The 14,100-nt window shown below is 34.8% G+C and carries 17 protein-coding genes; 16 read left to right on the top strand and 1 reads right to left on the bottom strand.

Annotated elements, in window-relative coordinates; translation table 11 throughout:
* The first annotated feature begins 63 nt into the window (after positions 1-63).
* The gene (trxB, locus tag KF816_13920) at positions 64-1,014 is read left to right on the top strand and encodes a thioredoxin-disulfide reductase (GenBank protein ID MBX3009112.1); all 951 of its coding nucleotides are present in this window, start codon (positions 64-66) and stop codon (positions 1,012-1,014) included.
* 51 nt (positions 1,015-1,065) lie between these two features.
* Here trxB and KF816_13915 read toward each other — a convergent pair whose 3' ends face one another.
* Positions 1,066-1,437 (bottom strand): hypothetical protein, encoded by a 372-nt coding sequence (locus KF816_13915; GenBank protein ID MBX3009111.1) that lies wholly within the window; start codon positions 1,435-1,437, stop codon positions 1,066-1,068.
* A gap of 172 nt (positions 1,438-1,609) precedes the next feature.
* On the opposite strand from KF816_13915, the gene KF816_13910 reads away from it, so the two are divergent.
* The 15 genes from KF816_13910 to KF816_13840 all read left to right on the top strand — a co-directional run bounded on the left by KF816_13910 (position 1,610) and on the right by KF816_13840 (position 14,026).
* On the top strand, positions 1,610-2,176 hold the full coding sequence (locus KF816_13910; protein ID MBX3009110.1) for an RNA polymerase sigma factor: 567 nt from the start codon (positions 1,610-1,612) through the stop codon (positions 2,174-2,176).
* Positions 2,173-2,700 (top strand): hypothetical protein, encoded by a 528-nt coding sequence (locus KF816_13905; protein ID MBX3009109.1) that lies wholly within the window; start codon positions 2,173-2,175, stop codon positions 2,698-2,700. Before KF816_13910 ends, KF816_13905 begins: the two co-directional genes overlap by 4 nt.
* An 88-nt stretch (positions 2,701-2,788) precedes the next feature.
* Entirely contained in the window at positions 2,789-3,697 is a 909-nt protein-coding gene (era, locus tag KF816_13900; protein MBX3009108.1) for a GTPase Era, read from the top strand.
* Positions 3,690-4,640: a DMT family transporter gene (locus KF816_13895; protein ID MBX3009107.1), complete on the top strand. Its 951-nt coding sequence runs from the start codon at positions 3,690-3,692 to the stop codon at positions 4,638-4,640. Before era ends, KF816_13895 begins: the two co-directional genes overlap by 8 nt.
* Positions 4,627-4,899: an acylphosphatase gene (locus KF816_13890; GenBank protein MBX3009106.1), complete on the top strand. Its 273-nt coding sequence runs from the start codon at positions 4,627-4,629 to the stop codon at positions 4,897-4,899. Before KF816_13895 ends, KF816_13890 begins: the two co-directional genes overlap by 14 nt.
* Entirely contained in the window at positions 4,896-5,387 is a 492-nt protein-coding gene (ispF, locus tag KF816_13885; protein ID MBX3009105.1) for a 2-C-methyl-D-erythritol 2,4-cyclodiphosphate synthase, read from the top strand. Before KF816_13890 ends, ispF begins: the two co-directional genes overlap by 4 nt.
* The gene (locus tag KF816_13880) at positions 5,387-6,010 is read left to right on the top strand and encodes a DedA family protein (protein ID MBX3009104.1); all 624 of its coding nucleotides are present in this window, start codon (positions 5,387-5,389) and stop codon (positions 6,008-6,010) included. The genes ispF and KF816_13880 overlap by 1 nt, the downstream gene beginning before the upstream one ends.
* Entirely contained in the window at positions 5,991-7,643 is a 1,653-nt protein-coding gene (lnt, locus tag KF816_13875) for an apolipoprotein N-acyltransferase (GenBank protein ID MBX3009103.1), read from the top strand. The genes KF816_13880 and lnt overlap by 20 nt, the downstream gene beginning before the upstream one ends.
* Positions 7,627-8,661, top strand: a complete 1,035-nt coding sequence (locus KF816_13870) for a low specificity L-threonine aldolase (GenBank protein ID MBX3009102.1) — start codon at positions 7,627-7,629, stop codon at positions 8,659-8,661. Before lnt ends, KF816_13870 begins: the two co-directional genes overlap by 17 nt.
* Positions 8,662-8,713: 52 nt before the next feature.
* The gene (locus tag KF816_13865; protein MBX3009101.1) at positions 8,714-9,403 is read left to right on the top strand and encodes a ribonuclease H-like domain-containing protein; all 690 of its coding nucleotides are present in this window, start codon (positions 8,714-8,716) and stop codon (positions 9,401-9,403) included.
* A 205-nt stretch (positions 9,404-9,608) separates the two neighbouring features.
* On the top strand, positions 9,609-10,055 hold the full coding sequence (locus KF816_13860; GenBank protein MBX3009100.1) for a MerR family transcriptional regulator: 447 nt from the start codon (positions 9,609-9,611) through the stop codon (positions 10,053-10,055).
* Between the two features lie 9 nt (positions 10,056-10,064).
* Positions 10,065-11,639 carry a tetrathionate reductase family octaheme c-type cytochrome gene (locus KF816_13855; GenBank protein MBX3009099.1) on the top strand — a complete coding sequence of 525 codons (1,575 nt, stop codon included), beginning with the start codon at positions 10,065-10,067 and terminating at the stop codon, positions 11,637-11,639.
* A 52-nt stretch (positions 11,640-11,691) separates the two neighbouring features.
* Positions 11,692-12,312, top strand: coding sequence for a cytochrome b/b6 domain-containing protein (locus KF816_13850; protein ID MBX3009098.1), 621 nt, complete (start codon positions 11,692-11,694; stop codon positions 12,310-12,312).
* Positions 12,305-12,820 carry a YeeE/YedE family protein gene (locus KF816_13845; protein ID MBX3009097.1) on the top strand — a complete coding sequence of 172 codons (516 nt, stop codon included), beginning with the start codon at positions 12,305-12,307 and terminating at the stop codon, positions 12,818-12,820. The genes KF816_13850 and KF816_13845 overlap by 8 nt, the downstream gene beginning before the upstream one ends.
* Before the next feature lie 9 nt (positions 12,821-12,829).
* Complete coding sequence (locus KF816_13840) at positions 12,830-14,026, top strand: YeeE/YedE family protein (protein ID MBX3009096.1); 1,197 nt, start codon at positions 12,830-12,832, stop codon at positions 14,024-14,026.
* The last annotated feature ends 74 nt before the right edge of the window (positions 14,027-14,100 follow it).

Genomic DNA, 14,100 nt, shown 5'->3' with positions numbered 1-14,100 from the left:
ATGAATCTAAAACTATATTATCTCATCTAACTATTAAAAATTTAATAAAAATTGGAGAACAGAATGTCGGATAATCATCACAAAGTAATAATTATTGGGTCGGGTCCTGCAGGACTGACAGCCGCATTATACGCCAGCAGGGCTAATCTTGAGCCGATAATTTTGGAAGGCATGCAGCCAGGTGGACAATTAACAATTACTACAGAAGTTGAAAATTATCCCGGTTTCGAGCATGGAATTCAAGGTCCCGAATTAATGGATATAATGAGAAAACAAGCTCAGCGTTTTGGGGCAAAATCATTCTTTAAGTTGGTCACCGAAGTTGATTTTTCAAAACGTCCTTTCACTATTAAAACTGATGATACAATTTATACTGCGGATTCCGTTATTATTTCAACAGGCGCATCTGCTAAACTTCTCAATATCGAAAGTGAAAAAAAATATATGGGATATGGTGTTTCAGCATGCGCAACTTGCGATGGGTTCTTCTTTAAAAACTTAAAAATAATTGTTGTTGGCGGTGGAGATACAGCAATGGAAGAGGCAATCTATTTAACAAAATTTGCTTCTGAAGTTACAGTTGTTCACCGTAGAGATGAATTTCGCGCATCAAAAATTATGACCGAAAGAGCTAAAAAGAATCCTAAGATTAAATTTATTACGAACGCTGTGATAAAAGAGATATTGGGGAAAGATGAAGAGGGAAGAAAAACTGTAACCGGCGCTCTCCTTGAAAATACAAAGGATGGTTCAACATGGGAAGTTCCGGTTGATGGAATTTTTATGGCTATTGGTCATCAGCCAAACACAAGTTTGTTCAAAAATATATTGGATATGGATGAGACCGGATACTTAAAAGTAAAACCTGGTTCAACTCATACCAATATTGAAGGTGTATTTGCCGCTGGAGATGTTGCTGATCATGTTTACAGGCAAGCAATCACTGCCGCAGGCTCAGGTTGCATGGCCGCTATCGATGCGCAGAGATGGCTTGAAGAGAATGAGATGGCATAAAAAAAAGGGTTGAGGTAATCCTCAACCCTTTTTTAAAATTATGTGGGGATATTATTTTTCATTAGCTTCATTTAATGCTTCTACTTTTTTACTCACAAAGTAGGAAGTTATAAAACCTAATCCGGTCATCACAAAAATGGTTACTGCCATGTATTCATCAAAACCTGTGGCATTTTCCAAGGCGAAACCAAAACCAAGCCCAACTCCAAAAAACACAGCTATAATTCCAATTTTAAGCCATGCGGTTGATGTTTTCCCATTTTTCTGTTTCTCTTCAAGTAACTGATAGATTTGCTCAGCGCTCAGTCCCTTTTCCATCATTAATTGCTTTTCACGAGATTTAAAATATATCGCCGAAAGTATTACAATCCCGGTTACAATTATGAATATTATGGGTATAAAAACTGCTATTGTTGGTCCCATGACGTTTCTCCTTTGTCTATTAAAAATTAATTATTAGTAAACTCTACTTTTCTTAAATTGCTAATGTTTTTGTTTCTCTGATGCTTTTGACAAGAAGCCCTATGTAAAAGGTTACAAGATTCTGAATATTTTTTCTGTAACCTTTGAACTTTCATTTTGGTCTAATTGGGTGATGAAAAAATTAAGTGATATAGAAATTATTGAATCGGTGGTTAAAGGCAATATAAATGATTATACATTGCTGATTAACCGATATAAAGACCGGGCTTTTTCACTTCTTAAAAGACTTTTAAAAAATGAAATGGATGCTGAGGAAGTATTACAGGATTGTTTCTTAAAAGCATTTCATTCAATAAAGGATTTTAGAAAGGAATCGCAATTTTCAACCTGGTTTTACCGAATAGTGTATAATTCAGCCCTCACATTTATCTCTTCGAAAAAAAGAAAGATTGAAAAGGAGATGAGTAGTTATGATGAGGAATTTGATTTATCGAGATTTGATTCTGAGGTTTACAGTACCACAGAAAACGTTTCCGATTACATATTTAAAATGGTTGATAAACTTCCAATAAGAAACGCATTGGTACTAATTCTTTTTTATATGGATGGACTTTCATTAACAGAAATTAGCAATGTAATGGGGATTTCTATAGTTAATGTGAAAGTGCTGTTGCATCGTTCAAGAAATAATTTGAGGGATCTTCTTATTAAACATAATTATCAAGAGGAATTGGTATGAAAAATATAGATGATTTAATGAACGATTTTATCGATAACCAGCTCGATAATAATGAGATAGAACAATTAAATAGAGCTATAGATAATGATGTTGAATTAAAGACAAAACTCAAAGCACTTAAAGTAGTTGATTCCACCATGCGTAAAATTGAGGTTGATCCTGTTAATGAATCATTCACCTCAAAAGTCATGGTAAAAATTAACAAAGCTATGAGTGTTTACAAGCCTGTAAAAAATTACTTTTTTTACTCCATGATTTCAATTATGAGCATTCTATTAACATCTATTTTAATTGCGATGGGTTACTATTCAAGCGGGAATATTTCCGAATCTCCAAAGATGGAATTGTTTGAAAAAATTACACCATATATCACCTCGTTTTTTTCCTCTGCCGGTTCATTATTGGCAAATAAGTTTTTGATGACATTATCATCCTCGATGATTTTACTCCTCTTAGTGGTTTTATTCCTCTCTTATGATGGGTTCAAGAACTTTAAGAATAGATTAAAGGGACTTTCTCAGTAAGCATAAAATCTAAGCAACCTTAATTAATTTCAGAATAAGCTATTCACCAATAATTTCGATATTTTCGCACAACATTTTTGGTGAATAAATGAATCACAAAGCAGGATTTGTTACTATAGTCGGCAAACCAAATGCCGGTAAATCAACCCTTATGAACGCTCTAATTGGTGAAAAATTATCTATCACCACCAACAAACCACAGACAACGAGAAAGAAAATACTTGGTATTCTTTCGCATGAAGAGTATCAGATAATCTTTGTTGATACTCCAGGGATTCTTAAACCTGAGTATTTACTTCAAGAAAAAATGCTTGAGTCTATTTTTGCCGCTGTTAAATACTCCGACATAAATCTTTTTATTCTTGATGCTTCGGAGGATCCGAGCGGTGAGAGAACTTTTTCTGATCCCAATACAAATTCAGTTATTAGCAACTCATCAGCTAAAAATATATTGATTATAAATAAAATTGATTTAATGAAGCAAATTGAAGTTGAACAACTCATACAAAAACTTGAAGATAAAAAGTTGTTTGAAAATATTATTCCTATTTCAGCAGAAGAAAAATATAATTTGCAATCTGTACTAAATTCAATTTTGGATTTATTGCCCGAACATCCAAAATATTACCCCGATGACCAACTCAGCGATGAAAATGAACGCTTTTTTGTCACCGAAATTATCCGCGAAAAGATATTTGAACTTTACAGAGAAGAAGTTCCATACAGCACCGAAGTAATAATAGATGAATTTAAAGAGAGGGAAACTGCAAAAGATTATATTCTTGCGTCTATTGTTGTTGAGAGAGAATCGCAGAAACCAATAATTATAGGGAATAAAGGGGAGGCAATTAAGAGATTGGGGCAGGTAGCACGCAGAGCGGTGGAAGAGTTTTTAGGCAAGGAGGTATTTTTAGAGTTGAATGTAAAGGTTAAGGAAAAATGGCGGAGCGATAAAAATATTTTAAGACAGTTCGGTTACGACACTCATCATGAATGAGTATATTAAAAATAATTTATCGAAGTACTTTGCCGAATTAGCATTGTTGTTTATGACGATTATTTGGGGCGGTACTTTTGTGATTGTCAAAGAATCTTTAAATGATGTATCGCCGATTTTATTTGTTACAATCCGGTTTTCACTCGCATCACTAATCTTATTTGCAATAATTGTTTATAATAAAATATCTATCAGCAAGAATGTAATTCTTCCCGGTATTTTTTTAGGATCTATTATTTTTGTTGGATTTCTTTTCCAAACGCAAGGATTAAAATTAACTAGCGCGACCAAATCGGGATTTCTAACAGGTACACTGGTTGTAATTATCCCTTTGCTTCAAATTATTATAGAGAAAAAAATTCCAACACGGGGCGCACAAATTGGTACACTATTCGTCTTTTTAGGAGTTCTATTTTTATCAAGTTCTGGAAAATCGATTTTTGGTTTTTTAACAGACTTGGGGAGAAGTTTTAATTTTGGTGATATGCTAACATTGATATGCGCTCTATTTTTTGCGCTTCATGTTGTCTTTATTGATATCTATGCCCCAAAATTCAGATTGGTTGAATTACTCTTTATGCAGTTAGTTACCGTTGCCATTTTGGGAATTATCTTTACATTCTTCACTGATATTACTTCACTGGAAAAGGCCTCCTTCTCTTTCTCCTATAATTCAATTAAGGGGCTTTTATACACCGCATTATTAGCTACTCTTCTTAATTTCATGCTTCAGACCAAATATCAGAAAATGGTAACCCCCACTAAAGCTGGAATAATTTATTCATTTGAACCAATATTCGCGGCATTGTTTGCATTCTTTTTACTAAGTGAGAAAATCAGTAATTTTGGCCTGGTTGGATGTGCGTTAATATTCTTGGGGTTAATAATTGCCGAAGGATATGATTCATTTTTCATGAAGGTGAAAGAGAATGACGAGAGCTGAAATTACTGTCTCTGGTAGAGTTCAAGGTGTTGGATTTAGATATTTTGTAGTGAGAAATGCTGATAAGTTGAGTTTGAACGGATATACTCAGAACTTGGGAAATGGAGATGTGTTAACAGTTGTTGAGGGGGAAAAACTGTTAATTGAAAAATTATATGAAATATTAAAAGAGGGACCTTCACACGCTAAAGTGAAAGAATCTAAAATTTTGTGGTCTAATTTTCAAAATGAGTTTAATTCATTTGAGGTGAGATTTTGAAACAGCAATTTAGAACGGGATTTGGTTATGATGTTCATGAATTTGCAGATGGGAGAAAATTATTTTTAGGCGGAATTGAAATTCCATGCGAAAGAGGATTACTCGGGCATTCCGATGCCGATGTTTTACTACACGCAATTTGCGATTCTATATTGGGTGCGCTCGCTTTGGGAGATATTGGAGAACACTTTCCGAATACACATCCCGACTTCAAAGGAATTGACAGTAAACTACTCTTAAAAAATGTTTATGAAAAAATGATTTCGACAGGATATGCTCTTTCCAATTGTGATTGTACAGTTGTGTTGGAAAAACCAAAATTATCTCCCTTCATTGTTGAGATGAGACAAACGATTGCGGAAATTTTGGATGTCGAGTTCAGTCAAATTTCGATTAAAGCTACTACATCAGAGGGAATGGGATTTGTCGGGCGAAAAGAGGGTGCCGCCGCCTACGCAACTGTATTACTAATCAAAAAAGAAAACTGATGCTGGAAGAAATAATTGCCTATTTAAGTACGCTTGATTCATTTTGGATTTTTGCCATTCTTTTTTTCTTTGCTTATATCGAAAATATACTTCCCCCTTCACCGAGTGATTTAGTAATTGTTTTTGGTACCGCAATTATTTCCAAACTAGGAATTGGATTTACCTCATTATTGCTGGTTACAACACTCGGAAGTGGAACCGGTTTTATTTCAATGTATTTGATTGGTGAATATTTTGGAACGAGCATTCTCAGAAAAGGTAAAATTAAATTTTTAAAAGAGGAATACTTAAAAAAAGCCGATCTGTGGTTTCATAAATATGGATATAAAATTATTATTATAAACCGTTTTTTACCGGGAACGCGTGCGGTAGTAAGTTTCTTTGCGGGGGTTCATCGATTAAAAATGCTTCCCACTTTTCTCTATGCAATAATCAGCGCCGCCATTTGGAATTCATTGCTAATTTTCATGGGTTTTACACTTGGAGAAAATATTGATCACGCTGAAAAATATTTGAATGATTATTCGCTTGTGGCGGGTATAGTTTTTGGCGGAGTAGTATTATTCTTTTGGGTAAGGTACTTTTTAAGACGAAATAAGAAATATGATTTTCCAAAAAATTAAGATAATTATGAAAGTCATAAAAAAGGACTGGCTACTAGCTGTATTTAGCGGTGTAATTCTTGGACTGTCGTACCCACCATTCCCATTTCCTTTCTTAAGTTTTACTGCGCTTGTTCCATTCTTCATTGTTATTGAAAAGAGAGAGTCGATTTCATCGATCAACCGAATTTCTTATATAATGTTTTTTAGTTTTACAATTGTTACACTTTATTGGGTTGGAAGCTGGACAGCAGAAGCCGATCCTTTCTTAATGATTTCAGGTGTTGCATTAATGTTTGTTAATCCATTCTTATATTTAATTATTACAACTATGTATGGATTAGCGAGAAAAGTCTTTGGTAAAAAATATTCGATCTATTTTATTCCTCTCTTCTGGTCCGCATTTGAATTTTTATATGGATTAACCGATTTGAGATTCCCTTGGCTAATACTTGGTAATTCACAAGCTTTTTTTATACAGTTTATTCAAATAGCAGAGATTATTGGCGCAACTGGATTAACAATTGTAATTGTTTTCATAAATATCCTTCTTTATCACGCTTATAGAAGTTATAGAGAGGGTAAACTCAAATATTCTTTCTTAATTGCGGCTATAATAATTTTCTCCTCAATTTTTATTTATGGCGTTATTAGAATTGAAGGATTTGAGGCAAACAGTGATACTGTAAAAGTGGGAATAGTTCAGCCAAATATTAATCCGTGGGATAAATGGAGCGAAGGAAATTTAAATGATCAACTAGATATTTATTTAGAGCAATCAACAGAAGCAGTTGAGAAGGGTGCTCGATTAATATTCTGGCCAGAATCTGCCCTACCTGTATATCTGCTCTCCGGAAATTATGATCCTGAACTATCAAGAATTTATTCATTTGTTCAGACAAATAATGTACACCTCATAACGGGAATGCCCGATATTAATTTCTTTTATAATGAAGAAACAAAACCCGCTGATGCAAAGAAAACACAAAGCGGAATAAGTTACACCTCTTATAATTCAATTTATTACTTTTCACCAAGCACTAACGATATTCAAAAATATAGAAAAAATTTATTGGTTCCGTTTGGCGAGCATGTTCCTTTTGTTGAGCAATTACCATTTTTAGGTGATTGGATAAAATGGCAAGTTGGAATTTCTAGTTGGAATAAAGGAAAAGAACAAAATGTAATTGAAATGATGGAAAACAATTCGCCCGTTAATGTTGGAACAGTAATCTGCATAGAATCGATCTATCCCGATTATGTGGCAAAATTTATTCAAAGTGGAGCCAATTTTATTGCGGTTGTAACTAATGACAGCTGGTATGGATATTCAAGTGGACCATTTCAGCATAAAGAGATTGGAGTATTGCGTGCAGTAGAAAACCGCAGAAATGTTATTCGCTGCGCTAACGGGGGAATATCATGCATAATAGACGCAACTGGAAAAACAAAAGTACAATCTCAACTCTTCACTAAAACAACACTTGTTGATTTTGTTGAGTTAAGAAATGATGTTACTTTTTATTCTCAATACCCATTAGTAATCCCATATTTAAGTTTAATTTCTGTTTTACTTATGTTGGTATTATTTCTAATTAATAAATTATTCCCAAATGTTTTAGCGAGATTTATAAACCATGAAAAAAATAATTGATCTACGAAGTGATACCGTAACAAAACCATCCGCGGAAATGCGGAAAGCAATGTATGATGCTGAAGTTGGAGATGATGTTTATAAAGAAGATACCACTGTAATTGAGTTGCAAGAATATGCCGCAGAACTTCTTGGTAAAGAATCGGCATTGTTTGTTCCAAGCGGTGTTATGGGAAATCAAATTTGTTTAAATGTACTCACAAATCCGGGCGATGAAGTAATCTGTGAAAAGGACGCTCATATTTTTCAATATGAATCTGGCTCCCCGGCGGCTCTGAGTGGACTTCAACTTAGTTTGGTGGATGGAGATAACCGAGGAATTTTTACTGCAAGCCAAATTGAGCCACTCATACGTCCCACAAGCGCTTATTATATGGCAAGAACAAAACTTGTGGAAATTGAGAACACTCATAACCGAGCAGGTGGAACTGTAAACTCAATCGATAATATTTCTGAAATAAAAGAGTTGGTGAGAAAATATAATCTGTATTATCATTTAGATGGCGCGAGGATTTGGAATGCTTCGGTAAAAACCGGAATTACTGTTTCGGATTATGCCAAATATTTTGATACAGTTTCCTGCTGTCTTTCTAAAGGATTGGGAGCGCCAATTGGGTCTATAATTGCTGGAAGTAAATCGTTTATTGAGGAAGCTTTTAGGATTAGGAAAGCTTGGGGTGGAGGAATGAGACAGGTTGGAATTATTGCCGCTGCTGGTTTGTTCGCACTGAAAAATAATTTTGAGAGATTAATTGATGATCATACTAACGCAAAACTGCTCGGAAAATTAATTGCCGAAATAAAAAATATTGAGATTGACCTTTCACTTATTGAGACTAATATTGTTATGTTTAAAGTGAATGGTTTAAGTGTGGATGAATTTTTAAGTAGATGCAAAGAAGAAGGACTTATGCTCGGTACCGGAAAAGTTGGGGTCATAAGGGCAGTTACACATCTTGATATTTCGGAACAGGATATTCATAATGCGGCCGGGATTATAAAAAAAGTTTGCCCGTAAAGAATCCATAAATAATTTGGGGAAAATTAAATACTTAACAAATGGGGGTTGTATGAATTTGGTATTTGATATTGAAACAGTCGGCTGTGAAATTGAAGAACTCGCCGAATCGCAGCAGGAATTTTTATTAAGACAAGCCGAACATGAAACAGATCATGTTAAAAAAGAACTGCTCTACTCTGACACTAAAAGATATCTCAGTCTCTACCCGTTAACGGCAAAAGTTATTTCCATAGGACTGCTTGATGTTGTTAGTGAAAAGGTAATTGTTTTGTTTGAGGAGGGGAATGATTCTCAATGGATTAATGAAGAAACCGATGTTACTTATAAGCCAATGAGTGAATCAGAGATGCTCACCAAATTTTGGATTTATGTTTCTAAGTCCACAAAATTAATTTCATTTAATGGAAGAAATTTTGATCTGCCTTTTCTAATGATGCGTTCGGTAATTCACAAAATTAAGCCTTCTAAAAATCTTCTCAAGAATAGGTATGATATATCACAGCATATAGATCTTCTTGAACAATTTACATTTTACGGGGTAACCAGAAAATTTAATTTAGATTTTTACTGTATATCATTTGGTGTCGGTTCTCCAAAATCAGAAGGCATTACCGGAATGGAAGTGAAAGAACTCTACAAAGCCGGAAGAATGAAGGAAATTGCGATTTATTGCGGTAAAGATATCCGGGCAACCTTTGAACTCTATAAAATTTGGGATGAGTACCTAAATGTGAAGTAGGAGTAAGTTAGATTGATTATTTATCGATCCAACTCTTTTGCAGCAGACCAATAGTCCTTTTTTATCTCAAAATCGAAACTTTTTCAAAATTATTCTTGGATACAAGAATCTTTTATTCGATTTTTGTATCAAATCTTATATTTTATTGATAATTATTTCTGGCAAGTAAGTTGATATTTATAAATATCAGCTATTACGAAACTGTATGACAAACAATCTCAAAGACGACGAACCTATTTTCCCGATAAGTTCCGCGGCATTACTACTCAAAATTTCTGTTCATACTTTGCGAATGTATGAAAGAGAAGGTCTATTCATTCCATTTAAAAAAGAATCGAATCAACGCCTCTATTCTAAAAGAGATTTGGAAAGAATTGAGTGCATACGCAGGGCAATCAATGAAATGAAAATCAGCATCAACGGAATTAAAACAATGTACTCGTTAATTCCTTGCTGGGATGTAGCAAAGTGTTCCGAGACTGATAGAGCGAACTGTGAGGCTTATAAAGAACACAGTAAGCCCTGCTGGACATACAAACACAAAAATAATTTTTGCGAAAAATTAAACTGCCGCGAGTGTTCTGTTTACCAAAACTTTACTAAGTGTGACCATATAAAAGACGCAATTAAATTAATTACCGTTAATAAATAAAAACTCATTATGAAAAAAATAATTGTATCACTTTTGTTAATTGGATTAGTAATTACAACCGCAATAGTATTTCTTTCATCAAACGAAACAGAGAGAAGTAATCTTGAAAAGTTGAAAGAAAAATACTCGTCGCCCGTTAAGCCATCTGTAAATCATGCTAAATTTCCAGTATTGCAGAAAAACTTCACAACGTTGCAGCAGGTTACTGAAACATGTATTTCTTGCCATACGGAACGTCATACTGAAGTGATGCAATCGAATCATTGGAATTGGGAGAGGGAAGAATATGTTGAGGGAAGAGGGATAGTTTATCTCGGTAAAAAAAATGCGGTAAATAATTTCTGCATTGGTGTTGAAGGGAATGAGAAAAGCTGTGCAAAATGCCACATTGGTGCGGGAATGTCGGATTCACAAACCTTTGAATATACCGACCCAACAAATATTGATTGTCTCGTCTGTCACGACCAAACCGAATCCTATATAAAAGCTTCAGAAAAAGGGGGAGCGCCGCTTCCAAATTTAAATCTTAGTTTTATTTCACAAAATGTTGGAAAACCAAAACGAAGTAACTGCGGTGTTTGTCATTTCTTTGGCGGCGGAGGTAACAATGTTAAACATGGCGATCTCGAAGAATCAATGTTTGAGCCTACAAAAGAAATTGATGTTCATATGGGAACCGATGCTTCCAACTTGAGTTGTATTGCGTGCCATACTTCAGAAAAGCATATTATGAAGGGAAAACTATATTCACTCTCTTCAATGAATAAAAATAGGGCTTTGTGTGAAGATTGCCATACATCTAATGCTCATCAGGATGAAATATTAAATAACCATACTTTAAAAGTTGCTTGCCAAACCTGCCACATCCCCGTATACGCAAAAGTTAACGCTACAAAAACAGATTGGGACTGGTCAACTGCGGGAACGTTGAAAGAGGGTAAACCTTATGAAGTGGATGATGCCGAGGGAAATCATACTTTTCTTTCTATCAAAGGAACATTTAAGTGGGGAAAAAATCTGACACCTGAATATGTGTGGTTTAATGGAACTGCCAATCATTATTTGCTGGGGGATCAAATTGCGGATACAACAAAACCGCTGGTTTTGAATAAGTTGAATGGGGAGTATTCCGATCCCGATTCAAAAATAATTCCGGTAAAAATTCATAGAGCACGACAGCCATTTGACCCCGAAACCAAAATGTTAATACAACCTAAATTGTATTCAGAAAAAGTTGGTGAGGGAGCTTTGTGGAAGGATTTTGATTGGATTAAAGCTTCGGAAGCCGGACAGAAAAAAGTGGGACTTCCATTCAGCGGCAAAATAGAATTTATAAATACGGAAATGTACTGGCCTGTTAATCATATGGTTTCGCCGAAAGAAAATACTGTACAATGTAATGAGTGCCACACACGCGAAAACAGCCGACTAGCGGCATTAACCGATTTTTATATGCCCGCACGTGATTATAATCCAATAGTCGAATTTGCAGGTAAATCTGTAATTATACTTTCTTTGATAGGTATTATAGTTCATGGTTCAATCCGAATTGTTTCATCCCGTAAAATGAAGAAAAGAGGTTAATTTGAAAAAGAAAATTTATATCTACAGATCATTCGAAAGATTTTGGCATTGGATGCAGTCAATCTTAATATTCTTTTTAGCCATCACCGGATTTGAAATTCATGGTTCATTGGAATTTTTCGGATATGCAAATGCTGTGAAGTATCATAATGTTGCGGCATATTCATTTATTATACTTATTGCATTTGCCATATTCTGGCACTTTTCAACAGGAGAATGGAAACAATATGTACCGAGCTTTAAAAATTTAAAGGCTCAAGCCGATTATTATTTATTTGGCATTTTTAGGCACGCTCCGCATCCCACGAAGAAAACAGTACTCAGTAAATTAAATCCATTACAACGCTTGGTTTATTTAGCATTAAAAATACTAGTAATTCCTACAATGGTAATTAGCGGGTTACTGTATATGTTTTATCGATATCCTCAAGAGGGAGGAGTTGTTGGTTTAAATATTGAATCGGTAGAAACAATAGCTGTTTTTCATACGGCTGGAGCTTATGCGTTAATTGCATTCATTATTGCTCATCTTTATTTAATAACAACGGGTACAACTATTACTTCTAATTTAAAAGCAATGATTACAGGTTATGAAGAATTAGAAGATCATGAATCTCATGAAAAAGAAAATTCAAATAATGAAATAAAAAATGGTGAGGCAGAAAATGTCTGATACAAAATATATGAATCCATATTTAGCCGGATTTTTACTCGGACTGGTTTTACTGGTTACTATTTACATTACAGGAAGAGGACTTGGTGCGAGTGGTGCATTTAAAAGTGCGGTTGTTGCCACCGTTGAAACTGTAGCGCCAGCTCACACTGCAGATGCCACGTTTTATAAAGAATATAAAGTTGAGCATCCGGAAAATCCCTTAAAAAGCTGGCTGGTATTTGAAGTTATTGGAGTAATTATCGGTGCTTTTATCTCTGGGTTAATTTCAAATAGATTAAAGTTCACATTAGAATACTCACCAAAAACTACTAGCAGGATAAGAATTTTAGCTGCTTTAACCGGAGGAGTATTATTTGGATTTGGAGCGCAGCTTGGGCGGGGATGCACCAGTGGCTCAGCTCTCAGCGGAATGGCTGTTTTATCTGCAGGCGGAATTATAACAATGATGGCAATTTTCGGCGGGGCGTATATGTTTGCCTACTTCGTAAGAAAACTTTGGATATAGGAGAATGCAATGGGACCATTAGTACCGGAAATAATTGGTAATGAACTAAATTTTGTTGTTGCCCTTTTTGTTGGAATAGCCTTTGGATTTGTGCTTGAACAGGCGGGATTTTCAACTTCAAAAAAGTTGGTTGGTTTATTTTATGGATACGATTTTACTGTTCTGCGGGTTTTCTTCACTGCCGGAGTTACTGCTATGATTGGTGTAATTGCAATGGGACATTTCGGTATGCTTGATTTGAGCTTGATATATATTAATCCCACATTTTTATACTCCGCACTTGCTGGTGGATTAATCATGGGATTAGGATTTGTAATTGGGGGTTTTTGTCCAGGGACAGGTGTTTGTGCCGCGGCAATTGGGAAGATTGACGCGATAATTTTTGTTGTTGGATTATTTGCCGGCGTTTTAATTTTTGCTGAAGGATATCCACTCTGGGAAAATTTATATAAAGCGGAAAATTGGGGAAGTCCAAGAATTTTTGAATTACTTGGCATATCACAATCATTGTTTGCGTTTTTATTGATGCTGATGGCAGTCGGAGCATTTTGGGCTGTTACTTTTGTTGAAAGAAAAGTAAATAAAGTTCCGGGTGAGGAATTTAAGCTGAAGAAAATTTATTATGGACTAACCGGAATAGCAGTAGTCATAGGCCTTTCGGCATTTATACTTCCCGATAGAAAAGATGCGATGATGGATAAGCTGACCAATGTGAATTATATCAGTGCTTATGAAATTAAAACTATGAGTGCTGATGAACTTACTTTCCGGCTAATGGATGATGATAAGAAATTGCAAATATTTGATTTACGCTCCGAAAGTGAGTACAAGGAATTAAGCCTCCCAAAATCAACTAATATTTCATTGAGTAATATTTTTGAAAAGGATATTCTAAAACAACTCTCACTCAAAGGAATGAGAAATGTAATTATTGCGGATGACGAAACTATGGCAAAAAAAGGAGCAATAATCGCATCCGAGCTTGGTTACGAAAATGTAAAGGTATTGAAAGGTGGAATGAATTTATTGAAAGAAGAAATATTAAACTTTACGTCTCAAAATAATATTACTGGTATAAAGATTTCAGATACCGAGAGATTTAGAATAAAGGCAAGTAAAGTATTGCCGGTTCTAATTTCTGAAAATAAATTAAAGCAATCGGCTCAGCCAGTAAAAAAAGCAAAGAGAATTATTGGAGGCTGTTAGAATTAATTTCATTCAAGTTGAATGTGTGAAGGAATACGAGTTGTAAGTTGAATAATATCTGATTTTAGATACTT

This window comes from Melioribacteraceae bacterium (genome assembly GCA_019638015.1).
Taxonomy (GTDB): domain Bacteria; phylum Bacteroidota; class Ignavibacteria; order Ignavibacteriales; family Melioribacteraceae; genus JAHBUP01.
The sequence above is the reverse complement of the archived record's forward strand: the minus strand, read 5'-3'. Positions and strand labels throughout refer to the sequence as shown.